This is a genomic window from Corynebacterium sp. NML 150383 (assembly GCF_002285085.1).
GTDB lineage: Bacteria > Actinomycetota > Actinomycetes > Mycobacteriales > Mycobacteriaceae > Corynebacterium > Corynebacterium gottingense.
This window is the reverse complement of the sequence record NZ_NSGK01000011.1, coordinates 16985-39539: the sequence shown is the minus strand read 5'-3', so window position 1 is coordinate 39539 and position 22555 is coordinate 16985. Positions and strand designations below refer to the sequence as shown.

Here is a 22555-nt window from a genome sequence, read left to right as displayed (position 1 = left end):
GGTTGGCGGTTGAGTAAAACTCCCGCTACCATGACCACCATCACCAAACCTAAAGTTACTAGAGGGATGGATTCCTTTCGGGCGTTCGCCCAGTTACCTATCCCCTCAAAGATTGGACATCTATGACTGAAACTAGCACGGCGGCCCCCCGCCCCCTCCTGAGTCCAGACGGCGCTGATGCCCCTACCGGGATCATCGCATCCTTCCGTTACGCATTTTCTTCCCCCGCCCGTATCCGTATAGAGATTCTGGCCGGACTGGCGGTATCCCTGGCGCTGATCCCTGAGGCCATTGCCTTTTCCATCCTTGCCGGTGTTGACCCAGCCATGGGTCTGTTTTCCTCGGTAGTCATGGCCATTGCGATCGCCTTTACCGGTGGCCGCCCGGCAATGATCACCGGCGCCACCGGGGCTATTGCCCTAGTCATTGCTCCTGTGACGCGTGGTTACGGGATGGATTATTTCATCGCCACCGTCCTGTTGGGCGGTGTCCTACAAATCGTGCTCGGCGCCCTCGGTGTGGCGAAACTTCAGCGTTTTATCCCCCGATCGGTGATGCTGGGTTTCGTCAATGCACTGGGCATTATGATTTTCACCGCCCAACTCGAACACCTCATTGATGTGCCTTGGATAGTCTACCCACTCGTCGGCTTGGGTGTGGTGATCATGATTTTCTTCCCCAAGCTCACCAGTGTGATCCCCGCCCCGCTGGTCACGATTATCGTGCTCACCGGTTTGGTCATTGCCGCCGGTTTGACTGTCCCGACGGTCTCGGACATGGGCAAGATGCCGGAGACCTTACCGTCCCTGTTTATTCCGAACGTGCCGTGGACGTTGGAGACCCTGCAGATCATCGCGCCTTATGCCCTGGCCATGGCCGTGGTCGGTCTCATGGAATCGTTGATGACCGCCAAGCTCGTCGATGACATCACCGACACTCATTCCGATAAAACTCGTGAATCCTGGGGACAGGGGGTGGCTAATATTGCCTCCGGTTTCTTCGGCGGCATGGGTGGCTGCGCGATGATCGGTCAAACCATGATCAACGTCCGCGAATCCGGGGCACGTACCCGCCTATCCACCCTGTTAGCCGGTGTGTTCCTGCTGGTCCTGGTCCTGGCACTGGGCGACATCGTTGGCATGATCCCGATGGCTGCGCTGGTGGCAATCATGATCATGGTCTCGGTCGGCACCATCGACTGGCACTCGGTGCATCCACGCACCCTTAAACTCATGCCGGTCTCTGAGACCATTGTTATGGCCGTGACGATTATTGCCACCCTAGCCACCAGTAACCTGGCCATTGGTGTGGTGTTGGGTGTGGTCACCGCGATGATCATGTTCGCCCGTCGGATGGCACATATCGCTTCCATTGAAAAGGTCTCCGAGATCGACGGCGACGGCGATGGCGAGATTGATACTCGTACCTACCGGGTGCATGGCCAGTTGTTTTGGGCATCAAGCAATGACCTGGTTTATCGCTTTGATTACACCGATTCTGCCCGTCATATCACTATTGATCTCACTGAGGCGGAGATCTGGGATGCCTCCACGGTCGCGACCTTTGACGCGATTACGCAGAAGTTCCAGGACAGAGGCAAAACCGTGTCCATTATCGGGCTCGACGGTCCCAGTCAGGACCGGCTGAACCGCCTGTCTGGCCGGCTTGGCACCGGCCACTAACATCCCCCGACTCGAGCACATCGACTTGGCGCCCCAACTTATAACCGGGGCGCCAGTTTATTGGTGCTGTTGCAAAGTTGGGGCATAGGAAGAGCATAAAAGAAGCGTAGCGGTTAACCGCTACGCTGGGCGGAATCAAGCGGTGGATGCGCCACGCTTGAATAGTTCGTTAAGTATTTCACGTGGGGTTGCGCCGCCGAGGATTTGTCGGGGTGTTTCGTTGAGCTCATTTTGCACCCACGCGACATGTTCGGGTGTGACGGTGGCAAAGTCGGTGCCCTTTTTGTAGAACCTGCGCCTGATCTCGCCGTTGGTGTTCTCGTTGGTTGGTCTCTGCCACGGTGAGTGCGGTTCACAGAAAAACACCTGGCAGCCGTCTTTAATCTGGACTTGTGCTGTGACAGCCATTTCTGCGCCTTGGTCCCATGTGATGGTCTTTAGCTGCTCGGTGTTGAGGTCTTTGACCATGTCCTGCAGGGTTGCGACCACGGTGTGTGAACTGTGCTCATCGGGAAGGTGTCCAAGCAGGGTGTAACGGCTGGTGCGCTCTACTAGGGTAATCAGCGCGCTTTTGCCACCTTTACCAATAACAAGGTCGCCCTCCCAGTGCCCGGGAATAGCCCTGTCATCAGCTTCCGGGCTGCGGTGGGTGATCTCAGCACCTTTGATCCAAGGGCGACCGGTTAACACGCCAGCGTTTCGGGCACGACGCTTGCGTGTTGAGCCGCCGCGGATAAGTACGTCTTTAGTCTTCATGACTTCTTCAAGCTCGGCTCGCAGGCTGCCTTTGCCTTGAATGTATAAGGCACTGTAGATCGCTTCGTGGGAAATACGCATGCTTTCATCATCGCTGAAAGCATGCTCAAGCCATGCACTAATGCGCCCAGGTGACCACCTGCGGGCAAGGCAATCGACTACTACACCCCGAAGCGTTGGGCTTTCATCGAGCTTGCGTAGTTTTGGCCGCACCATCCGACCAGCAGTAGAAACAGCAGCGTTGTGGGCGTTATACCGCAGCTGCTCTGTGCCGTCCTCATCGACGATCTTCCAACCATTACGGGTGATTTCACGAGCGACGACACTGTGGTGCCTATTTATTTTCTGCGCGATGGCTCGTGCCGAATCACCGACACGACATCCCGCTTCAATAGCAACACGGTCTTCAACAGTAAGCCTGCGACCACGCCCTACTAAGGCGTGTTTGTCGAATACGCCGCTAGGAAATCCATCAACGGCTTGAGTTTTCATCGGTGCTGGCATAACAGAATCTTTACCCAGCTTCTTGCCTGTATCTGGCAAAGACACCACCGCCTCATCAGGCGTTCGACGATGTCGCTGCCGGCGTAACTTCGCATACCGCTGCTTCCTTATCCACCCATACACGGTAGAAGGATGCACACCGATAGCATCAGCCACTGTCTGACAGCTCTCACCAGCAAGCACTCGCTCCACGGCCTGGGCACGTTCATCAGGTGACAAGTGGGCGCGTCTAGGCCGCACTTCGATTACACCAGCTTTCTTTAACCTGCTGTGAAGCAAGCCAGTCGATATTCCAACAGTCTGTGCTGCTTGACTGATCGACATACCTGCACGCACCAACCCAACAGCCTCACGGACAAACGGATCACGCAAACGACTCGCACGCCTGCCTGGAGGTTCGACACCTCTTACCCTCAACCAACCGTAAACCGATTCGGGGCCTACACCCACATCACGCGCGACCAGGCTAACTGCCTCGCCTGCCACCACGCGCTCAACAGCAGCATCCTTAACATCCTTCGGAGTCCAACGCGTCACAACTACCTCCCGGTCGAAGTGGCGCATTCACCCCTTGACAGCACGCCCGTTGCCACAACATCCAGGAGTCCAATTGTTTCATGCCGATTTAGAGCACTACTTAGCCATTGTTGAGCGGGTTTATGTTGCGGTGCAGCGGAGTGGAAGGCATAAACGAGAATGTTGACATCAGGAATGATCATCGAGTACCGCCCACACAGCTTCTTTGTTGCTGAGATCAACTAGAGCCGGTCCGCCGCAATCGAAGGAGGGCAGGTTAACGGGGGTGTCTTCGGTACTGATGCGGGCTTCCTTCTTGAGGGCAGCGCGGACCGCCTCTTCGACGTATGAGCTCAAAGTGACATTGTTGGCTTTGGCTTGGACCTTCGTTTCTTCAAGGAGTTTCGGCGGGAGGTTTATCGTCGTGCGCATACCTTTAGGGTAGAAAGCATCAAGTCATCATTCAAGAGGTGCAATGATGTATCTGCCTTCAGGAAGCCGTGAAAGGTTGACTGGTGTCTTAATTCAGTGCGAGCGTCAGGATCAGTACTCCGATGGAGAATGCGAGCATGCCTAAGCAGTTGATCCAGAATGCGCTACCGAGGAAGTGGGCGCGGACATGGGCTGCTGCGGCCGCGCAGAAATAGGCGATGACTCCAATCATGGCTGTGATTCCTACGCCGGGGAACCAGAGGCCGGCAATGAGTCCTACGGCGGCGAGGCACTTGATGACAATGAGCGCCCACCACCAGTCCTTGGGGAGTTTGACGCCGCTGAGGCAGGCTTCGATGAAGGGGACTGGTTTGAGGGAGAGGGCGGCGTCGCCAAGCAGAATGGCTGCTAGTAGAAGGGAGGGCCAGGCTGGGGAAGATTCTAGGATCATTGGGTTACTCCGAATGCGGTGTTGAGGCGTTCGATCGATGAGGCGGCTTGGGATGTGAGGTGCTCGGTGTCGTAGATTCCGGCGGCCCAGCCGATGAGTAAGCCGAGGTAGACGTTGTACAGCAGGTCGGCGTACTCGGCCGCATCGGCGCTGCTGAGCCTGGTGCCGAGTCGCAGGGTGATTTCATCGGTCAGGAGCGTTTTGAGTGCGGTGAGCGCTTCGCCTTGATTGCCTTGTTGGATGAGTGCTGCGCCAAAGGCGCGGGAGAGCTCTTCGTGGCCGGTAAACATCTGGAGGAAAGGTCTCAGGACATCGAGAAGGCTATCGGATTGTCCCCGGATGTCATCGTGGAGTTCTGAAATGTGTTGGCCAATGGTGCGGATGAGCAGCGTTTGTTTGTCGCCGACTCCCATGACGGTTCCCACGCTAACGCCAGCTTCGGATGCGATAGTCCGGATGCTGGTGGTGGCGTAGCCCTGAGTGAGGAAGAGTTCGTAGGCGGTGGCTAGGACCTTGCTGACGGTGCCAGCTTTGGCGGCCGAGCGCGATGAGTGAACGTGTTCAGTGAACATGTTCAAAAGGGTAGCTCTTGATGGTTTCGAGGTCAATGACGCCGAAGTGTTGACAGTTGGCGCTAGGCCAGCGTGGGGAAGACGCGGTCGCGCAGCAGGTGTGCAAGCTCGCGGTCGGGGGCTGCTGGGTTGACCCAGGCGGTGTCGCCGATTTCGGCGGCGGCATGGGGTTCGTCGGCGGTGACGGTGCGGGTGTAGGTGAAGATGGTGCCGACGACGACCTCGCCCGGTTCGTTGGCGGCGGGAGCGTCGAAGGTGCCGAGTTTGTTGAGGCTCTCGGCGTCGAGGGTGAGGCCTACTTCTTCGGCAACTTCGCGCAGGGCGGCGTCGACAAGCGCCTCGCCCGCCTCGGGCTTGCCGCCGGGCAGTTGGTACTTGGTGGAGGACTTCTTGCGCACGGTAAGCACGTGGCCTTGTGGGTTGCGGATGACGACGGCTGCTACTTCAATCATGGCTGCTGATTGTAGGCGGCCTAGAGCAGCGGCAGGAGCACGAGGGCGAGATTGAGTGCGATGACCAGCGCGGCAAGCGTCCAGCCCACGGCCATAGACCAGGGTTTCGCGGCGAACTCACCCATGACGTCCCGGGAGCCGGCATAGCGGAAAAGCGGGATGATGGCGAAGGGGATGCCCAGGGAAAGAAGTGCCTGGCTGACCACCAGTGCCATAGTGGGGTCGACCCCGCAGCCGATGATGACCAGCGCCGGGATGAGCGTGACCAGGCGGCGGACTAGTAGGGGGACCTTGATGTGAAGCAGGCCGTCCATGATTTCGGAGCCGGCGTAGGCGCCCACTGACGTCGAGGCGAGGCCGCTGGCCAGCAGGCCGATGGCGAAGAGAACGCCGGCCAGCGGGCCGAGGTGGCTGGCAATCGCCGTGTGGGCCCCGGAGATGGTCTCTGTGCCGTCCACGCCGTAGAGGGCCGAGCCCGCCAGGACCAGCAGGCCCACGTTGACGAGCCCGGCGATGGACAGCGCCACGGCGATGTCCGCGCGGGTGCCGGCCAGCACGTGGGGGATTTCCAGGTCGGGGTAGCGCTGCTTGGTCAGGGAGGAGTGTAGGTAAATGGCGTGCGGCATGACGGTGGCGCCCAACATGGAGGCGGCCAGCAGGATGCTGTCCTTGCCCTCTAGGCGGGGGATGAGGCCGCCGGCCACGTCGGCGGGGTCGGGCGGGGCGATGGCGAGGCCGGCAAGGAAGCCGATGCAGATGACCAGGAGCAGGCCGATGACAAGCCCCTCGAACCACTGGTTCTTCTTCTGGAAGATGAGGAGAATGATGGAGACCGCGCCGATGATGAGCGCGCCCGCGAACAGGGGGAGGTTGAAGAGGAGTTGCAGGGCAATGGCGCCGCCGATGACTTCGGCGAGGTCGGTGGCCGCGGCGATGAGCTCGGCCTGGGCCCACATGCCTAGGCGCGCGCGGCGGGAGAGACGCTCGCCCATGATTTCCGGCAGGGAGCGGTGGGTGACTAGGCCCAGTTTGGCGGAGTGGTACTGGATGAACATGGCCATGAGGTTGGCCACGACGAGTACCCACACCAGGAGGTAGCCGTAGTGGGAGCCGGCGCTGATGTTGGCGGCTACGTTGCCGGGGTCGACGTAAGCCACTGCAGCAACGAAGGCGGGGCCGGTGAGGCTGATTAAGGTCTTACGCATAGGCATCTCCATACCAAAAGTTCAACTACTTGAAGTCTAGTTTTCATCTGTCATGTCTAGGGACTTTTTGGACAAGGAGTCCAGCGACTTTTTGGACAGGATGTCTAATGGCTTTTTGGACGTCTGCGGCGGTGGAATAGCCGGATGGCTATTCCAGGTAGTCACGAGCGAACACGCGGGCAATCGGATGTCGAAATCCGATCTCAAGGCGCGACCAATTTATGCCCGAACCGAGGGCTCGATTAATGCGCACCTCAATATCGTCATGGCAACACTCGCAGTAAGTCGAATGATGGAATCAGCAACCGGACGAAGCATTAAACGACTCGTGCGAACTTTCAAAAAGTATCGCAGTTTTGAACTCAGAGTCGAAGACACAACAATCCACGCGGCCACGCCACTACCAGCCGAAGTGCAAAACCTCGTCCACGCCATCACCGAACCCTGACTTCCGCACTAAAATGATCCAACTCAGGAGAAGCGCACGCGGATTAACCTACGCCGGCCAGCAGAATTTCTACGAACTCCTTGCGCTTTTCTACATGGAAGTTGTGGCCCGAGTCAGCCTCGACTTTAACGGCACCGGCGGGAAGAGAATCCATGGCCCTGGCGGCGTCCTCATCACTGGCCGCAGCTTGAAGGACTTCCCCGTCGTATCGCGCTTGACAATGAATATAGGTAACTGGCGCTTGAATCGCCGCAAGTGTTGCTTCTTGATCAAACCCTTCGTTCCAGAGACCCGTAAAGAAGGCATCACCAAACGCTGGGTCATAATCCATGATGTACACCTGTGCCTCATTCATCTCGGGAGGCATGGTCCACAGAGCTATCGGGGCGCCCGGATGCCGAGAGTGATATGCGAGTCCATCACCGATGAACCCCTGAGCAGAGTCCCCAAAGTATTGCCACATTTTTTGGCTGCGCCACTGATAAGCCTGCCAGTCGGTCTCTCCTGAAGACAAGAACTCATGAGTGCTGACAGCTAGGTCCTGATAATTCCACGTATTGCGCGCCTCAGGCAGCTCTGTGGCAAATAGCGGCGGATCTTCTAACACCAGGAAGCTAACCAGTTCTGGATGACGCGCAGCAATCAACGCGGCCAATTGACCCCCAGACGAATGCCCACTTAATACGACGGGTTGGCCAATTGTCTCTATATAACGAGATAGGACGTCTGCGACCTCCACCGCTCGATAAGATTCAAGGCGATCAGACTTGCCATGCCCTGGAACGTCGATGGCATAGACTTGGCGGTCCTTGCTGAGGTCACGTAAAGCGTAACCGTACTGGCGCCATCCGCTCGCTTGACCATGGATAAGGACAATAGGGGAACCGTCCCTTGGCTCGCTTACCCCTACATTGAGCTTCACATGATCCACGCTCATCCGGTGCTCTTGATAGCCAGCCTTTTCCAGGGATCTCACAAGACGCGAGTGATACGTGGTTGTATACCATGCCCAACCGCCAGCACCGGCTGCCGCAAGTGCAACGATTGCCGTCACGATAAGTCCCGCCACCTTCAGGACCCTTTTCCCGACCAGGGCCATGAGCTATCACCTTACCAATACATTTGTATTACAACACCAATACATGGGGTATGCCACGGCTAGTTGGTTGATGGCTTGTTTCCACCCTCTTGGCTTTCGCCCCTTCAATATAGCCGTTGCACTCAGTTGCCTGTTTCGCCTTCTTCGCACGCTGGGCGGCGCGCTTGTCCTCGATGTTGCAGATCATCAACCATAGGGCCGGCCCCCGCTACCACTTTTTAGCCCTTCACCAGCAGTGATGCCGGTGAGGGGGCTTTGTGCTGCGCGGTGAGACATATCCAACACCCCGTGCGCTGGGGAAAGCCTCACAACCGGTCTACGCTGGGGAGTAGGAAAGGACCAGTACTTTTCCGCCGCACGAGCTACTTCGAGTCGAAAAGAGCACGACCATGAGCATCGAGACCTACGCAGACATCGCCATGATTGTCATCTTCATTATCGCCACGGTCGTGTACCTCAAGTACGGCGGTAATGAGTACAGCTACGACGCGAACGGCAAGCTGGTCCGCGAACCCGCCCCGGAACCCGCTCCGCAGCCAAAGGCGGCCTAGCCCGCCGCTGCGTGGAATATAAGTCGTTGAAACGGCCCACGGTTGGGAGTCGAGGGGCTAACCTGCTGCTATGGAAGGCACACCACTTATAGAATCCCGCGGGATCGACATCGTCCCGGAATCCGAGCGCACGGCAAAGCCGTCTGACCTGTGTTGGCCGTGGTTCGCGGCCAACATCTCCGTCTTCGGTATCTCGTACGGCTCGTTCATCCTGTGGTTCGGCATTTCGTTCTGGCAGGCGGCTCTCGTCACCGCAGTCGGGGTGACATTCTCGTTTTTCCTCTGCGGTCTTATCGCAGTTGCGGGCAAGCGAGGCTCCGCGCCAACGATGGTCCTCTCGCGTGCCGCGTTCGGCGTACACGGGCAGAAGGTGCCCGGCATCATCTCCTGGCTCACCTCCATCGGGTGGGAGACGTTCCTTTCCATCATGGCGGTGCTTGCTACGAACACCGTGCTGCGGCAGCTCGGTGCGGACCCGGGCACGGCTGTCACCGTCATCGCCACCGTCATCGTCGCGGCCCTTATCGTGGCGGCGTCTGTCCTCGGCTACCACACCATCATTCGGATGCAGTCCGTGCTCACTTGGCTCACCGGCGCGGTCACCATCATCTACGCGGTGCTCGCCATCCCGCACATCGACCTGGACGCCATCCGCGCTATTCCCGCAGGGCCGGCAAGCGCTGTGGTCGGTGCGCTCGTGATGGCGATGACCGGCTTCGGCCTGGGCTGGATCAACATCGCTGCAGACTGGTCGCGCTACCAGCGCCGCGACACCTCCGACGGCGCGATCATCTTCTGGAACACGTTCGGCGGCTCGGTTGCCACGGTGGTGCTCATTGTCTTCGGCCTCCTGCTTGCTGGCTCGGATGCATCGCTTGCCGACGCCATCGCGCAGGACCCCATCGGCGCACTCGCCGTCATCCTCCCGACCTGGGTGCTGGTCCCGTTCCTGATCACGGCGGTGCTGGCCCTCGTGTCCGGCGCGGTGCTCGGCATCTACTCGTCGGGCCTAACGCTGCTCACGCTTGGCATCAACATTCCGCGCCCGGCGGCCGCGGCGGTCGACGGCGTGATCCTGACCGTCGGCACGATTTGGGTCGTCTTCTTCGCCCAGGACTTCCTCGGCCCGTTCCAGTCGTTCCTCATTACCCTGGGCGTGCCGCTGGCGAGCTGGGCGGGCATCCTCATCGCGGACATTTATAGCCGGAAGCAGGACTACGACGAGGCCGCGCTCTACGATCCAGCGGGGCGTTACGGCGGGGTGGATGTGGCGTCGATAAGCATTCTGACGATTGCTTCGATCCTGGGGTGGGGGCTGGTGGCCAACGCGTTCGCGGAGGAGGCGGCGTGGAATAACTGGCAGGGATACCTGCTCCCCCTGGTGGGGGAGCAGTGGGCTGATGCGAACCTGGGCGTGCTTGTGGCGCTGGTGTTCTCGCTGGTCGCGGCGTGGGTGGTGCGCCGCGGGCGAGTGCGCGCGCAGGAGCGTTAGTCGGCGCGCAGGTAGACCTGGGAGCCTTCCTCGCGGAACTTCTCCGCCATCTGCTCCTCGCCGACCGCGAGCGTCGGGATGCCGAGGTTTTGGATGGTCTGCTGCGTGTCAGCGTCCAGGACGGCGTCGATCTTGTCGCCGAATTCGTCGCGGATGTCTTGGGAGATGCGCATGGAGCAGAACTTCGGGCCGCACATGGAGCAGAAGTGCGCGGTCTTCGCGGGCTCGGCGGGCAGGGTCTCGTCGTGGTAGGCCTGCGCGGTATCCGGGTCCAGGGAGAGCGCGAACTGGTCCTCCCAGCGGAACTCGAAGCGGGCCTTGCTCATCGCGTCGTCCCAGTCGCTCGCGCCCGGGTGGCCCTTTGCCACGTCGGCGGCGTGCGCGGCGACCTTGTAGGTGATCACGCCGGTCTTCACGTCGTCCTTGTTGGGCAGGCCGAGGTGCTCCTTCGGGGTGACGTAGCAGAGCATCGCGGTGCCGCCGGCGGCGATGTTTGCCGCGCCGATGGCGGAGGTGATGTGGTCGTAACCGGGCGCGATGTCGGTGACCAGGGGGCCAAGCGTGTAGAAGGGGGCGCCGCCGCACCACTCTTCTTCCTTCTCGTTGTTGAGCTGGATCTTGTTCAGGGGCACGTGGCCCGGGCCCTCGATCATGACCTGGACATCAAAGTCCCAGGCGCGCTTGCACAGCTCGCCGATGGTCTTGAGCTCGGCGAACTGGGCGGCGTCGTTGGCGTCGGCGATGGAACCGGGGCGCAGGCCGTCGCCAAGCGAGAAGGCGACGTCGTACTGAGCGAAGATCTCGCAGAGCTCGTCGAAGTTCTCGTACAGGAAGCTCTCCTTGTGGTGCGCCAGGCACCAGCCGGCCATGATCGACCCGCCGCGGGAAACGATGCCGGTCACGCGCTTCGAGGTCAGCGGCACGAAGGGGAGGCGCACGCCGGCGTGGATGGTCATGTAGTCCACGCCCTGCTCGCACTGCTCGATGACCGTGTCGCGGAAGATCTCCCAGGTCAGGTCCTCGGCCACGCCATTGACCTTCTCCAGTGCCTGGTAGATCGGGACGGTGCCGATCGGGACGGGGGAGTTGCGCAGGATCCACTCGCGGGTGGTGTGGATGTCGTTGCCCGTGGACAGGTCCATCACGGTGTCGGCACCCCAGCGGGTGGCCCAGCGCAGCTTGTCCACCTCCTCGCGGATGGACGAGGTGACCGCGGAGTTGCCAATGTTGGCGTTTATCTTGGTGAGGAAGGCGTTGCCGATGATCATCGGCTCGCTCTCCGGGTGGTTTACATTGTTCGGGATGATCGCCTTGCCCGCGGCGACCTGCTCGCGCACCTTTTCCACGTCGCAGTGCTCGCGCAGCGCCACGAACTCCATCTCCGGGGTGATTTCCCCGCGGCGGGCGTACGCCATCTGGGTCACGCGCTTGCCTTCCGTGGCGCGCAGCGGCGCGCGGCGGGCTCCGCGCCACTCCTCGGAGGCGGCGCCGCGCTTGGCGGCACGGGTGCCGTCGTCAAGCAAATTGCGCTGGCGTCCCTCGTACTCCGCAACGTCGCCGCGGGCGGCGATCCACTCGCTGCGCAGCGCGGGCAGGCCCTCTTCCGGCTCCGCCCATGGGCCGCGGGTGCGGTAGAGCTTCACGGGCTCGTTCGGGCCGGTGGGGGAGTCATCCAACTGGACCGCGGTCTCGGGGACCTCGAGTCCGTTCTTACGCAGCGGTGCGTAGCTGTGCTTGCGGTGGATTTCTTGAGCGTAGGCGTCAGTCATGACACTCCTTCAACTTCCTTCGCCGGTGCTAACCGGACAGGTTCGGACGGTGCCCGCGCGGCATGTAGCGCGATCTCAGCCCCTACCTTGGGGCGCCCGTGTGGGATTGCGTCATCGAGTGTAGCGGCTAACAGGCGTGTGCTGCCATTGGGGGAGCTCACTTTCCGGCTGAGGCTAAGGATTTGCCTGGTTCCTGCGCTTCTGCAGCCGCCGATCGATGAGCCACCATTCGAGGGGAGTGAACAAGGTGGCCACGACCCAGTACATCAGCCAGAAGCTGCCTGCCGTTCCGGTGACCAACATGAGCCCGACCAGGAGTGTTGCCGTCAGCGCCGCCGCGATACCGCAGCGAACCACGTTGCTGGCGGTGCTTCTGGCGAAACCTTCGCGGTGGAGTTCCGATGTTCCCCTGAACTTGTGGTCCGCAGCCTGGATGGTGTCGAGGCCGAAGACGAGGGAAAACGCGACGTAAAACGCGGCGAACCCGTGGAAGAAACCGGCTTGGTGGGTGGCGGAAAGGTCGTAGAAAGCGTAGGCCAGCAAGCCGAGATCAATGATGGGGGTCGTGAACAGGAGCGCCAACCCGACTTTCGGCATGTGCAGCTTGTACCGTGCGAGGAGTCCTGACAGTAGACAAATCCAAAACAATACTTCTGCAACCAGAATCACGGCGAGCATGGGTGCAAGTGTATCGATTATCGCGGGCTTTCTAGCGACTTGGACCAAAGCGGCCCGGTGCGCGTGGTGTAGCCGAGCGGCTCGACGTGCACGATCGTTTCTGCGGAGCCCAGTGCGTTGGCCATGCCGGCTTCGATCTCGTCGGCGTGGGCGTGCGCGTACGACACCGTCCACTCGCCCGGCACCTGCATGACCAGGCTAATGAGCCGCTCGCGACCAAACGCAGCGGTGCGCACTGAGGTAAACGCAACCCCGTTGTCCTCGGCAAACGTGTCTAGGAAACGACTGACCTTGGCCAGCTCCTCTTCCGGCAGGGCCTCCGAGAGCAGGCTCAGGATGGCGCTGCGCAGGAGCTTGTAGCCAGTGAGGAGGATGTTTGCGCCAACCAGCAGCGCGACGATCGGGTCGAGGACCTGCCAGCCGGTCAGCGCCACGAGCGCCATGCCGACAATCACGCCCACGGTGGTCCACACGTCCGTGAGCAGGTGTTTCCCGTCCGCCTCCAGGGTCGCCGAGCGGTAGCGCTTCCCGCCGCGGACGAGCGCGTACCCGGCGGCGGCGTTGAGCACGGCGGCGATGACGGAGAACAGTAATCCCACGCCGAGCTGCTCCACCGGCTGCGGGGAGATGAGCCGTTCTACGCCGGTGTAGATGATGGCCACGGCCGCGACGAGGATGAGCGAGCCCTCCACCTGGGCGGAAAAATATTCAGCCTTGGAGTGTCCGAAGTTGTGGTTCGCGTCCGCCGGCTTCGCGGACAGCTTGAGCGCCCAGAGGCCGACGACGGCGGCCACGAAGTTGATCACGGTCTCGATTGCGTCCGACATGAAGCCGACGGAGCCGGTGACCCAGGCTGCGATCATTTTTAACGCAATGGTGAGGATTGATACAGCGATGGAAAGCCACATGAAGCGTTCCAGGATCTTTTGCTCTTTTTGGAGTGAAGGGGGCAATTCAGGCATGCGAGTGTCCTCCCACAATTGGGGCGCTTCGGCGCCGTGCGTGCAACGGTCCGAAGGTCTCGCTCACTCCAAACCGGAGCCGGTTGCCCGGGCGCGTGCGCCAGTATGTCGAACAACCGATTGCGGGCTACTCCCCTTCAACGGAGAGAGAGTGTAGCAGGGCGTCGATAAGCAAGTGCCCTACAATAGTCACCGTTTTGAATTCCCAACGATTGGAAAACACCATGGCACGCAAGCGCGGCCTTCAAACTGATCCGGTGATCTTCGGGGCATCGCTCGGCTTCATCGTCGTCTTCGTGGCGGCGACGCTGGCGTTCGGTGATCGCGCCCGCCAGCTTTACAGCTCGATCTCCGGGTTCCTAATGGACAATTTCTCCTGGATGTACATCGGCGGTATCTCCGCAGTGTTCATCTTCCTCATCGTTATTTTCGTCTCCCGCTTTGGCAACATGCGGCTTGGCGACGACGAAGACGAGCCCGAATACAGCTACCCAGTCTGGTTCGCCATGCTCTTCGCCGCCGGCATGGGCGCAACGCTCATGTTCTGGGGCGCCGCGGAGCCGCTGAACCACGCGTACAACCCGCCGCGCGGCGATATGGAACCAATGAGCCGCGAGGCGATCGTGCAGGCCTTCGAGTTCACGTACTACCACTTTGGCATCCACATGTGGGTGATCTTCACCCTGCCCGGCCTGGCCATCGGGTACTTCGTGTACAAGCGCAAGATGCCGGCGCGCATGTCGTCGATGTTCGCTCCGCTGCTCGGCGGTCGGGTGTACGAGACGCCGGGCAAGCTTCTCGACGCCCTGGGGATCATCGGTACCATCTTCGGCCTCGGTGTCTCTGTGGGCCTTGGTGTCCTGCAGATCTCCGCGGGCCTGAACATTCTGTGGGGCGTGCCGCTCATTACGCCGGTGCAGCTGGGCATCATCCTGTTCATCACCATCGCGGCGTGCCTTTCCGTGGCCACCGGCCTGGACAAGGGCGTGAAGATCCTGTCCAACGTGAACATCGGCGCGACGATCTTCCTCATGCTCTTCGTGCTTGTCTCCGGCCCGACGCTGGCGCTGATGGGGCAGATCACGGAGTCCTTTGGCATCTACGGCAACTCGCTGCCCGAGCTGATGTTCTGGGTGGACTCCTACAACGACAACCCGGGCTGGCACGCCACCTGGACGGCGTTCTACTGGGCCTGGACGATCTGCTGGTCCCCGTTCGTGGGCATGTTCTTCGCGCGCATCTCGCGCGGCCGCACCGTCCGCGAGTTCATCGGCGGCACCATCCTGCTGCCGACGGTGTTCGACCTGATCTGGTTCTCCATCTTCGGCCGCGCCGCGATGGAGATGGAGGCCGAGGACCCGGGCGTGCTGACCAAACCCGTGGTGGAGGACGGCGACACGCCGCGCGCCCTGTTCTCGCTGCTGGCGGAGTACCCGCTGTACGCGGTGACCGGCGCGGTCGCCCTGTTTGTCATCGTGATGTACTTTGTCACCTCCATGGACTCCGCCGCGCTGGTGGTGGACATGTTTGCCACCGGCGAGGAGAACAAGTCCCCGGTGTTCTACCGGGTTGGCTGGGTTATCGCCGTCGGCCTGGTGACCGGCGCGCTGCTGTTTATCAATGACTCCGGCATCCAAGCCCTCCAGGAGGTGGTGATCATCATCGCCTTCCCGTTCTTCATTACGTACTTCATCATGATGTGGTCGCTGGTCAAGGCGATGACGGACGACTCCGCAGCCGCCCGCCGCTACCGCTCCCGCCAGTGGGAGAAGACCGACACCGCGGAGAAGCTGGAGGAGGGCGAGAACAAGCCCGCGCCGGGCTACGACTCCGAGGGCAACCCCGTCGACCGGCCCGAGTTTGAGTACGACGCGGAGGAGGGGACCTGGCGCCTCGAGGACTCCCTCATCCTCGGCGAGGATGTGCAGGTCTCCGGCGACGGCGAGCCGAAGGCCGGTTCCAAGGTCAACTGGGTGGAGCAGCAAGACCCGAAGTAGGCGCGATCGGCGCCGAAGGCTGAGAAAACTGCGCAATGCGTAGTTTTCTCAGCCTTTTTCGTGTCGTGAGTGGGGAACAGGAGTTTGGGTCCCGCCGCGCATTCGAACATATGCTGAGGAAACTGCGCATTGCGTAGTTTCTGTGAGTCTGCCGAGCTGGGGACAGCTTCTCGACGCCCATGACCCCTGTTGTTATACCGCCATAACCGCAGGCAGGTGGCGTGTTCGGATGGGGTGCTACCGTGTTGCGTACAACCAAAACTCCGACCATCCCACCTCCCGAAAGGGGCCTGCACCATGACGATCACGACCACCAATGCCACACCAAAGCCACCTACCGCAGACAAAAGTGTGGACGACAAGACGCAAGATTTCGAACATTCTCCGGGCGACGACGACGCGATCGCGGAGCTCGCTTCCCGCATCGAGGACACGTTTGGCAGGATCACCACCTGTAAAGCGCAATTGCTGCACCAGATTGGCATCTTTGATTCGCTGCGGCTGGCTCGTCGATGCGGGGCGAGGACGACCGCGGGGTGGCTGGTGCGGCGGCTGGGGATCTCGCAGACCACAGCGCACGAGTATGTGCGCGTCGCTCGTGAGCTGACCACGTACCACCTGCTCGCGGAAGCATTCCAAGAAGGCGCAGTGAACTACTCCAAGGTGCGCCTGCTCCTCCCGTACCTGAAGAAGAACGACGAGTCGACGCTCGTGGAGATGGCACGGAAACACGGCTACCACGAGCTGGAGGCGGAGCTTGCGCTGCTGGACAGGGACGACGGCGAGGATGCCCCGACACGGTCCTCGTACGTGCGGATTGCGGAGCGCAAGAACGGACGCTTCGGACTGTGGGCCGACCTCAGCCCGATGGAAGGCGCGCAGGTAGCGGCCGCGCTGAAGATCGGGGAACTGGCCTACCACGACGTTGACCTGCAGGATGCGGTCAACCGGGACGCGGTCGAGGAGGAGCTGGAGGACCTGCCCACCTCGTCCGGGATCGGGATGCCTACGGGCAAGGTGATGCTCGCTGCGTTCATGGGGATGGTGAATGTCGTGCGCTCGCGCCCGAAGAACCCGCTACGTGCCCCGGGTGCGCACGTCAACATCGTGACCACGGTTGACGGCGGGGCCTATTTGCCGGTTGGGGGCGCGGCGGCGTCGGCAAGCGTGGCGCACGCCGTGGCGAACGCCATGGTGCGCGTGAACACGGTGGACAAGGACGGCCTGATTCTCAACACGTCGAGGGCGTCGAGGCTGGCCACGGACGGGCAGCTCAACGCGCTGATGACCATGTGGGGCGGGCGCTGCGCCATGCCCGGGTGCGACCATACGAGGTTCATTCAGGTCCACCACGTTCACGACTGGGCGGACGGGGGCGCCACGGACCTGCACAATCTGCTGCCGCTGTGCTCGTCGTGCCATGCGATGGTCTCGGAGGGGTGGATTCGCATCCTGGAGGACGGCCCCGACTTGCACTTCGTGTTTCGGGACGGGAGCAGGTTCGTGGCGGAAAGCTATCAGGCACCGCTGCGCAGCGACGCGTCCTTGACCCTGCGCGAGTTCAACCAGGGGAGCGCTTAGCGCGCTAGGCGCATCCTGCGGTGGGGGATGCCGGTGTCGAGGAACTCGTCGCCCTCCGCGACGAGTCCGTAGCGGGAATAGTAGCCAACCAGGCCGGCTTGGGCCTCGATGATCAGGTCGCCCGGCCAGCGGGTGGTGTACTCAATCCCGGTGCGCACGATCTCGGGGCCGAGGCCGGTGCCGCGGTGCGCCGGGGCGACGACGAACCTGCCGAAGCGCGAGCCGGTCTCGGTGGGGAACACCCGGGCGCAGCCGGCGAGCTCGCCGACTGCAGTCAGCGCGAGGAGGTGCGTGGTCGACGGGTCCGCGTCCTGCGCGTCGATCTCGTTGTACGGGCAATTCTGCTCGGCGACGAACACGTCGACGCGGAGCTTGTACAGCGCGTGGACCTCGCGCGGGGTCATCTCATCCAGCGATTTCAGCACGATCACGGTGCGGTGCAATCCTTCCTGCCTTGCCGTAGGAAACGTGGCGGTGTGCCCACTCGAACGGACCTTGTTTACCGGCTGCCTCGAGCACCGTGGCGAGCACGACGGTGGCCAGCCACACGCAAGCACTCAGGCCGAGCTTACCGCTGATAGTCCAATCCTGGCCGATGCCCAGGCTAAACGGGTACACTAACACGATAAAGAAGATGGTCTGTGCCAGGTAGCCGGACATCGAGCGCTTGCCCAACGCGACGAGCGGGTAAGTCCAGGTGGGTGCCGCGTTGTTCAGGCGCGACGTGAGCAGCGTCAGCGCGGCGAGGATCCCCGGGCCGGTCAAGGAACCCCACGACGAGTTGAGCAGGTGCAGGCTCGACTCCAACTCGGGATTGAGCACGCCAATGGCGGCCAGCCCCCAGGGCAGACCGATGGCCAACATGATGACCCCGGCCAGGATCGTCCACGTCCACAGCGTGCGTGCGTGCTGCTTGGTGTTGACCAGCACGCCTTCCTTCGCCCACACATAGCCGATGGTGGCCAAGGGGACAAGCTCAAGCAGGATAAACGGGGTGGACAGCAGCATTTCTGCCGCGTTGGCGAGGTTGTTGGTGAAGTAGGTGCCAAAACTCCCAAATTCTTCATTGAGCACATTGTTCCCACCCATCTCCTTAGCCACCTCAGGGATTAACGCCGCGGATACGCCAACGAATGAAGTGAAAAGGATGTAGAGGCCGAGGCAGGAGTACGAGATGATGCGCAGCACCTTCGTCGAGAGCGTGAACATCACCGAAAGCAGCAGCCCGACGAAGCCGTACATGGTCATGATGTCGCCAAAGAACAGCAGGCACAAGTGGGCCAGGCCAAAAAGCGCGAGCGCGCCGTAACGTCGGGCCAGGACCTTTCGCGCCTCACCGACCGGGTACTGCTTCCGGTACAGGCTGGAGACGACAAGCCCGAAGCCGAAGCCAAGCAGCGTGGCAAACATGGGCAGGCCGCGGGAGTGGACGAAGAGGGCGGCGAAGAGGGCCAACGCGGCGTCGATAAGCGAGCCCTCTTGCACCCCGCCGACACTCCACCCGGGGCCTGACTCCGGCTGCGAGTGCTGATTGATCATCCAAAATAGCGAGCCGTTGGCGAGAGCGATGCCGAGCAGCGCTGTGCCACGGGCAAGGTCGGGGACGAGTAGTCGTTGCATGGGCCTCACTTTTACCAGCTGCTTACCGCATCAGCCAGGGCGAGACCGAGACGAGGATGGCGCGGGTGGCCTGGTCGAGCGTGGGCTGCAGGTCAGGCGCAAAGAAGGGGGAGTGGTTGGACGGGGCGGAGTTGATGTCCGAGCTGCTGCCCACAAACCAGTAGAAGTACGGCGCGCCGAACGCGTTGGCAATGGTGGGGAAGTCCTCGGAACCGCACAGCCGGCCGAAGTCGCCGACCACATCGCCGAACTGCTCGCGGAACGCGGCCATCACCTGCTCGGCGATGGCCTCGTCGTTGGAGAACTCCGGCGCCCCGCCGACAATCTCAAACGTCGGTTCCGTGGTCGCGCCTGCCGCCGCGCACTCGGCGCGGACGATGCGCCGGATGGCGCTGTTCAGGCGGTCGCTGACCTCGGTGGTGAACGCGCGGGTGCTCACGGACAGCTCGGCGGTGGCGGGGATCGTGTTCGGGGATTCGCCGGCGTGGATCGCGCCCACCGTCACCACGCCCATTTCCTGCGGGGCGATCTCGCGCGACACAATGGTCTGCAGGCGGGTGATCACGTGCGCCGCGATGACCACGGGGTCCACCCCCTTCTCCGGCATCGAGCCGTGCGCGCCGGTGCCGTGGATGGTGATTTTGGTCTGCACGCACGTGGAACACACCGGCCCGGCGAGCGCGCCCATCCCGTAGCCGGGAATCATCGGGCCGACGTGCTGGCCCAGCACCACGTCCGGGGTCGGCACCTTCTCCGCCAGGCCGTGCTCCACCATGTCCCGCGCGCCGGCGCCGGTTTCCTCGCCGGGCTGGAACAGCGCGAGGAGCGTGCCCGACCAGGCGTCAGTGTGCTGCGCAAGCATTGTCGACGCCGCGAGCAAGGCCGCCGTGTGCATATCGTGCCCACAGGCGTGGGCGGCGCCGAGCGCGGGGTCGGCCGAGTACTCCAGGCCGGTCTCCTCCGAGAGCGGCAGGGCGTCGAAGTCGGCGCGGAAGCACACGGTCGGCCCTTCGCCGTTGGTGAGGATGCCGACCTTGCCGGTGGCGCCCACCGGCACGACGGTGAAGCCGGCGGCTTCCAGCTCTTCGCCGATGCGGGCGCTCGTCTGGTGCTCTTCCAGAGAGAGCTCGGGGTGCTGGTGGAACCACTTGTACAGCGCTTCGCGCTCGTCGCGGGTGGCGTTCAAGCTGGACTCGAATTGCGCAAACGGTCCAGTGAGTGCAAAAGAATTCGTCATGGGGACATGCTAGCCGGGCACTTCCCACCTTTGATGTGGTAAATGAGGAAATTGGGGCAAAAACATGGCAATGTATACGGGAGTTGCTGTTGTGGTCTATGTAGGAAGAATGCCCATGATTCGTCGTCGTATCGCCGCCCTGATCACCGCTTTCGCCGTCGCCGCGCTGCCCGTTGCGCCCGCGAACGCCGGTGAAGCGCCTGCACCGCAACCGGCGCCGATCGACCCGAACTACTCCTGGCACGACGACGCAATCTCGAAGGTACTCGCCGGCAAGCCGTTCGCAGACTACGTGCTGCACCGCGTACCCGGCTCGTTCCACGACGCACCGCGTATCCCTCGCGAGTCCAACGAGGCCCTGCAGCGCGGTAACTCCCTGTACGGCCCCGGCACCCCGATCTACGTGGGCGAGGGCGACCACGAGGTCATGTGCACCGTCGCCGTCGCCGGCTACGGCGAGCACGGCAACAAGTACGCCCTGACCGCGGGGCACTGCGGCAAGGTCGGAGACCCGGTCTCCTCGGCGGACTCCTGGCAGGTGGGACACTCCGGCAACATCGTCAAGGTCAACGAGCACCTGGACTACGCGCTCATCGAGCTCGGCTCCAACGCCGAAGTCACCCGCTCCTACGATGGCGTGACCATCAACCACCTCGGCTCCGCGCCGGTGAAGCCGGGCAAAAACGTGTGCAAGAAGGGCGTCGCCTCGGGTGAGACCTGTGGGATCACCTGGTCGGACTGGAACGTGCAGAACGTGAACCAGGTCTGCGCCATGCAGGGCGACTCCGGTGCGCCCCTGTACACGGACGACCGCCTCGTCGGCATGATCAACGGAGGCCTGTTCCCCGCGCCGTTCGACGTGCAGTGCACCACCCCGCTGCAGGGGCCGATCTACGCGCCCACCAGCGCCGCCCGCATGGACGCGATCCTTGCGGACCTGAGCAACGGGTTCCGCCTGCCGTAACCTAGCGCAGCGCCGAGAGTGCCGCGTCGTGGAGCGCGCCGTTGCTGGCCAGCGCGTCGCCGCCGTGTGGGCCGTCCTCGCCGGACAGAGAAGTAAACTGCCCGCCGGCCTCCGTGACCAGCACCGACAGGGCGGCGAGGTCCCAGAGGGACACCTCCGGTTCGGCGGCGATGTCCACCGTTCCCTCCGCGACGAAGCAGTAGTTGAGAAAGTCGCCGTAGCCGCGCAGGCGCCAGGTCTGCTCCGTCAGGCCGATGAACTTCTCCAGCAGGCCGCGTTCGCGCCAACCGGCGAGGGAGGACATGGCGAGGGAGGCGTCGGCAAGCGAGCGCACCCCGGAGACCTCGAGTCGCGTGAGCTCGCCGCCGTTGAACGTGCGCCACGCGCCGCCGCCGGCCGATGCGTACCAGCGGCGGGTCAGGGCGGGGGCGGAAACGACGCCGACGACCGGTTCGCCGTCCACAAGCAGCGAAATGAGGGTCGCCCACACGGGCACGCCGCGGACAAAGTTCTTCGTCCCGTCGATCGGGTCGATGACCCACTGGCGGCCCTCGAGCGCCACCTCGCCGCCGAACTCCTCGCCAAGCACCGCGTCCGCCGGCCGCGACTCCGCAAGCTCCGCTCGGAGCGCCTCCTCCACGGCGAGGTCCGCGTCGGAGACGGGCGTCATGTCCGGTTTGGACTCCACCCGCAGGTCAGAGGCTTCGAAGCGCGCGAGCGTGAGCGCGTCGGCCGCGTCGGCCAGTTCGAGGGCGAGGGCGAGGTCGTCGGCGAAATTACTCATGACCGACAAGTCTAGTAGTGATGTCCTGCACAATCTGGGCATTTCCCGCCACACACCATGTCACTCCGCCCGCATCCACCTTGCGGGCCACGCCGCCCGCCGCCTCCACCAGCGCCTTGCCTGGCAGCCAATCCCAATCCGCCACGGAGTGCTGCAGCCACCCGCCGATCTGCCCCGCAGCCACGGTGGCCAGGTCAATCGAGCCGGCGCCCCACATCCGGATCGTCGCCGCGTCGCGCACCGCGCGCAACCACACGTCGCGCACGGCGTCCTCGCGCATGTACGTGGGGTGCAGGTACGTGGCCAGGGCTTTCTCGCTTATCGACGCCCCCGCCAACCCCTCCGCACGCTCCCCGTTCACCGTCAGCACGCCCTGGTTGGCCAGCCACGTCGTGTCTGTGGCGGGGCGGTGCACGGCGCCGAGGCGCACCCGTTCCGTGTCCGCTGCATCCGTGAGCGCGATGGCAGAGCAGAAGTAGTCCGAGCCCTGCGAGAAGTTGTAGGTGCCGTCGACCGGGTCGATGACCCAGGTGCGTCCGGTTGCGGAGTCGCGGGCCGCGCCTTCTTCTCCAACCACGCCGTCGTCGGCACGGAGCGCAGCGAGCGCCTCCGCCACGAACGCCTCCGCGGCGCGGTCGGCCTCAGTGACCACGTCGGACACTGACGTCTTGTAGTCGGTGGTCAGGCCCTCCTCGCGCATGCGCAGCGCGAGCTGGCCTGCGTGCTTGACCAGGGCGGCGGCGAGCGCGGCGTCGTCGGATTCGCGGTGGGCCTCAATGAACTGTGCGGTGGATGTCATGCGG

General features: G+C 62.5%; 20 protein-coding genes, 3 pseudogenes and 1 riboswitch. Of the genes and pseudogenes, 6 read left to right on the top strand and 17 right to left on the bottom strand.

Annotated elements, in window-relative coordinates; translation table 11 throughout:
• The first annotated feature begins 122 nt into the window (after nt 1-122).
• On the top strand, nt 123-1682 hold the full coding sequence (locus CKJ85_RS10130) for a SulP family inorganic anion transporter (protein ID WP_095554245.1): 1560 nt from the start codon (nt 123-125) through the stop codon (nt 1680-1682).
• A 135-nt stretch (nt 1683-1817) separates the two neighbouring features.
• Here CKJ85_RS10130 and CKJ85_RS10125 read toward each other — a convergent pair.
• The 9 genes and pseudogenes from CKJ85_RS10125 to CKJ85_RS12265 form a co-directional block, all read right to left on the bottom strand.
• A pseudogene (locus CKJ85_RS10125) lies at nt 1818-3037 on the bottom strand (IS30-like element IS1513 family transposase).
• Nucleotides 3038-3056: 19 nt separating this feature from the next.
• Nucleotides 3057-3266, bottom strand: a pseudogene (locus CKJ85_RS12270) (helix-turn-helix domain-containing protein); the annotation flags it as partial.
• 381 nt (nt 3267-3647) lie between these two features.
• Nucleotides 3648-3890, bottom strand: coding sequence for a CopG family transcriptional regulator (locus CKJ85_RS10120; protein WP_005292604.1), 243 nt, complete (start codon nt 3888-3890; stop codon nt 3648-3650).
• 88 nt (nt 3891-3978) lie between these two features.
• Nucleotides 3979-4341 carry a DoxX family protein gene (locus CKJ85_RS10115; protein WP_005292602.1) on the bottom strand — a complete coding sequence of 121 codons (363 nt, stop codon included), beginning with the start codon at nt 4339-4341 and terminating at the stop codon, nt 3979-3981.
• Nucleotides 4338-4913, bottom strand: coding sequence for a TetR/AcrR family transcriptional regulator (locus tag CKJ85_RS10110; protein ID WP_005292598.1), 576 nt, complete (start codon nt 4911-4913; stop codon nt 4338-4340). The genes CKJ85_RS10115 and CKJ85_RS10110 overlap by 4 nt, the downstream gene beginning before the upstream one ends.
• A gap of 62 nt (nt 4914-4975) precedes the next feature.
• Entirely contained in the window at nt 4976-5365 is a 390-nt protein-coding gene (locus CKJ85_RS10105) for an NUDIX domain-containing protein (protein ID WP_005292595.1), read from the bottom strand.
• Between the two features lie 20 nt (nt 5366-5385).
• Nucleotides 5386-6570 (bottom strand): Nramp family divalent metal transporter, encoded by a 1185-nt coding sequence (locus tag CKJ85_RS10100; protein WP_011272788.1) that lies wholly within the window; start codon nt 6568-6570, stop codon nt 5386-5388.
• A 491-nt stretch (nt 6571-7061) separates the two neighbouring features.
• A complete protein-coding gene (locus tag CKJ85_RS10090; protein WP_158221642.1) occupies nt 7062-8087 on the bottom strand; it encodes an alpha/beta fold hydrolase in 1026 nt (341 codons plus the stop codon).
• A 36-nt stretch (nt 8088-8123) separates the two neighbouring features.
• Nucleotides 8124-8313: pseudogene (locus CKJ85_RS12265) on the bottom strand (hypothetical protein); the annotation flags it as partial.
• Between the two features lie 193 nt (nt 8314-8506).
• On the opposite strand from CKJ85_RS12265, the gene CKJ85_RS12035 reads away from it, so the two are divergent.
• On the top strand, nt 8507-8668 hold the full coding sequence (locus CKJ85_RS12035) for a hypothetical protein (protein ID WP_158221641.1): 162 nt from the start codon (nt 8507-8509) through the stop codon (nt 8666-8668).
• A gap of 70 nt (nt 8669-8738) precedes the next feature.
• Nucleotides 8739-10160 carry a cytosine permease gene (locus tag CKJ85_RS10080; RefSeq protein ID WP_095554244.1) on the top strand — a complete coding sequence of 474 codons (1422 nt, stop codon included), beginning with the start codon at nt 8739-8741 and terminating at the stop codon, nt 10158-10160.
• Here CKJ85_RS10080 and thiC read toward each other — a convergent pair.
• The 3 genes from thiC to CKJ85_RS10065 form a co-directional block, all read right to left on the bottom strand.
• Nucleotides 10157-11929 (bottom strand): phosphomethylpyrimidine synthase ThiC, encoded by a 1773-nt coding sequence (thiC, locus tag CKJ85_RS10075; RefSeq protein WP_095546041.1) that lies wholly within the window; start codon nt 11927-11929, stop codon nt 10157-10159. The genes CKJ85_RS10080 and thiC overlap by 4 nt on opposite strands.
• A riboswitch (TPP riboswitch) is annotated at nt 11927-12039 on the bottom strand. (Overlaps the previous gene by 3 nt.)
• 64 nt (nt 12040-12103) lie before the next feature.
• Complete coding sequence (locus CKJ85_RS10070) at nt 12104-12607, bottom strand: hypothetical protein (protein ID WP_095554243.1); 504 nt, start codon at nt 12605-12607, stop codon at nt 12104-12106.
• Between the two features lie 17 nt (nt 12608-12624).
• The gene (locus CKJ85_RS10065) at nt 12625-13569 is read right to left on the bottom strand and encodes a cation diffusion facilitator family transporter (protein WP_095554242.1); all 945 of its coding nucleotides are present in this window, start codon (nt 13567-13569) and stop codon (nt 12625-12627) included.
• Between the two features lie 224 nt (nt 13570-13793).
• On the opposite strand from CKJ85_RS10065, the gene CKJ85_RS10060 reads away from it, so the two are divergent.
• Together CKJ85_RS10060 and CKJ85_RS10055 are read left to right on the top strand one after the other, a co-directional pair.
• Nucleotides 13794-15566: a BCCT family transporter gene (locus tag CKJ85_RS10060; protein WP_095554241.1), complete on the top strand. Its 1773-nt coding sequence runs from the start codon at nt 13794-13796 to the stop codon at nt 15564-15566.
• A gap of 297 nt (nt 15567-15863) precedes the next feature.
• Nucleotides 15864-17147, top strand: a complete 1284-nt coding sequence (locus CKJ85_RS10055) for an HNH endonuclease signature motif containing protein (protein ID WP_095554240.1) — start codon at nt 15864-15866, stop codon at nt 17145-17147.
• Here CKJ85_RS10055 and CKJ85_RS10050 read toward each other — a convergent pair.
• From CKJ85_RS10050 to CKJ85_RS10040, 3 genes are read right to left on the bottom strand one after another with little or no spacing between them, the layout of a single operon-like run.
• On the bottom strand, nt 17144-17578 hold the full coding sequence (locus CKJ85_RS10050) for a GNAT family N-acetyltransferase (protein ID WP_095548577.1): 435 nt from the start codon (nt 17576-17578) through the stop codon (nt 17144-17146). The genes CKJ85_RS10055 and CKJ85_RS10050 overlap by 4 nt on opposite strands.
• Entirely contained in the window at nt 17553-18767 is a 1215-nt protein-coding gene (locus CKJ85_RS10045; RefSeq protein ID WP_095554239.1) for a DUF418 domain-containing protein, read from the bottom strand. The genes CKJ85_RS10050 and CKJ85_RS10045 overlap by 26 nt, the downstream gene beginning before the upstream one ends.
• Before the next feature lie 22 nt (nt 18768-18789).
• Entirely contained in the window at nt 18790-20004 is a 1215-nt protein-coding gene (locus CKJ85_RS10040) for an amidohydrolase (protein WP_095554238.1), read from the bottom strand.
• A 115-nt stretch (nt 20005-20119) separates the two neighbouring features.
• Between CKJ85_RS10040 and CKJ85_RS10035 the strand changes: the two genes are divergently transcribed.
• Nucleotides 20120-20968: a S1 family peptidase gene (locus CKJ85_RS10035; protein WP_095554237.1), complete on the top strand. Its 849-nt coding sequence runs from the start codon at nt 20120-20122 to the stop codon at nt 20966-20968.
• Between the two features lies 1 nt (nt 20969).
• Here CKJ85_RS10035 and hisN read toward each other — a convergent pair whose 3' ends face one another.
• Both hisN and CKJ85_RS10025 read right to left on the bottom strand, forming a co-directional pair.
• Nucleotides 20970-21752, bottom strand: a complete 783-nt coding sequence (gene hisN, locus CKJ85_RS10030) for a histidinol-phosphatase (RefSeq protein ID WP_095554236.1) — start codon at nt 21750-21752, stop codon at nt 20970-20972.
• Nucleotides 21745-22551, bottom strand: a complete 807-nt coding sequence (locus CKJ85_RS10025; protein WP_233127035.1) for an inositol monophosphatase family protein — start codon at nt 22549-22551, stop codon at nt 21745-21747. Before CKJ85_RS10025 ends, hisN begins: the two co-directional genes overlap by 8 nt.
• Nucleotides 22552-22555 lie beyond the last annotated feature (4 nt).

Coding starts and splice junctions, on each gene's coding strand:
- CKJ85_RS12035 (WP_158221641.1), top strand. CDS start 8,507: ATGAGCATCGAGACCTACGCAGACATCGCCATGATTGTCATCTTCATT.
- CKJ85_RS10070 (WP_095554243.1), bottom strand. CDS start 12,607: ATGCTCGCCGTGATTCTGGTTGCAGAAGTATTGTTTTGGATTTGTCTA.
- CKJ85_RS10040 (WP_095554238.1), bottom strand. CDS start 20,004: ATGACGAATTCTTTTGCACTCACTGGACCGTTTGCGCAATTCGAGTCC.
- CKJ85_RS10130 (WP_095554245.1), top strand. CDS start 123: ATGACTGAAACTAGCACGGCGGCCCCCCGCCCCCTCCTGAGTCCAGAC.
- CKJ85_RS10110 (WP_005292598.1), bottom strand. CDS start 4,913: ATGTTCACTGAACACGTTCACTCATCGCGCTCGGCCGCCAAAGCTGGC.
- CKJ85_RS10065 (WP_095554242.1), bottom strand. CDS start 13,569: ATGCCTGAATTGCCCCCTTCACTCCAAAAAGAGCAAAAGATCCTGGAA.
- CKJ85_RS10025 (WP_233127035.1), bottom strand. CDS start 22,551: ATGACATCCACCGCACAGTTCATTGAGGCCCACCGCGAATCCGACGAC.
- CKJ85_RS10035 (WP_095554237.1), top strand. CDS start 20,120: ATGATTCGTCGTCGTATCGCCGCCCTGATCACCGCTTTCGCCGTCGCC.
- CKJ85_RS10115 (WP_005292602.1), bottom strand. CDS start 4,341: ATGATCCTAGAATCTTCCCCAGCCTGGCCCTCCCTTCTACTAGCAGCC.
- hisN (WP_095554236.1), bottom strand. CDS start 21,752: ATGAGTAATTTCGCCGACGACCTCGCCCTCGCCCTCGAACTGGCCGAC.
- CKJ85_RS10080 (WP_095554244.1), top strand. CDS start 8,739: ATGGAAGGCACACCACTTATAGAATCCCGCGGGATCGACATCGTCCCG.
- CKJ85_RS10055 (WP_095554240.1), top strand. CDS start 15,864: ATGACGATCACGACCACCAATGCCACACCAAAGCCACCTACCGCAGAC.
- thiC (WP_095546041.1), bottom strand. CDS start 11,929: ATGACTGACGCCTACGCTCAAGAAATCCACCGCAAGCACAGCTACGCA.
- CKJ85_RS10060 (WP_095554241.1), top strand. CDS start 13,794: ATGGCACGCAAGCGCGGCCTTCAAACTGATCCGGTGATCTTCGGGGCA.
- CKJ85_RS10120 (WP_005292604.1), bottom strand. CDS start 3,890: ATGCGCACGACGATAAACCTCCCGCCGAAACTCCTTGAAGAAACGAAG.
- CKJ85_RS10105 (WP_005292595.1), bottom strand. CDS start 5,365: ATGATTGAAGTAGCAGCCGTCGTCATCCGCAACCCACAAGGCCACGTG.
- CKJ85_RS10100 (WP_011272788.1), bottom strand. CDS start 6,570: ATGCGTAAGACCTTAATCAGCCTCACCGGCCCCGCCTTCGTTGCTGCA.
- CKJ85_RS10045 (WP_095554239.1), bottom strand. CDS start 18,767: ATGCAACGACTACTCGTCCCCGACCTTGCCCGTGGCACAGCGCTGCTC.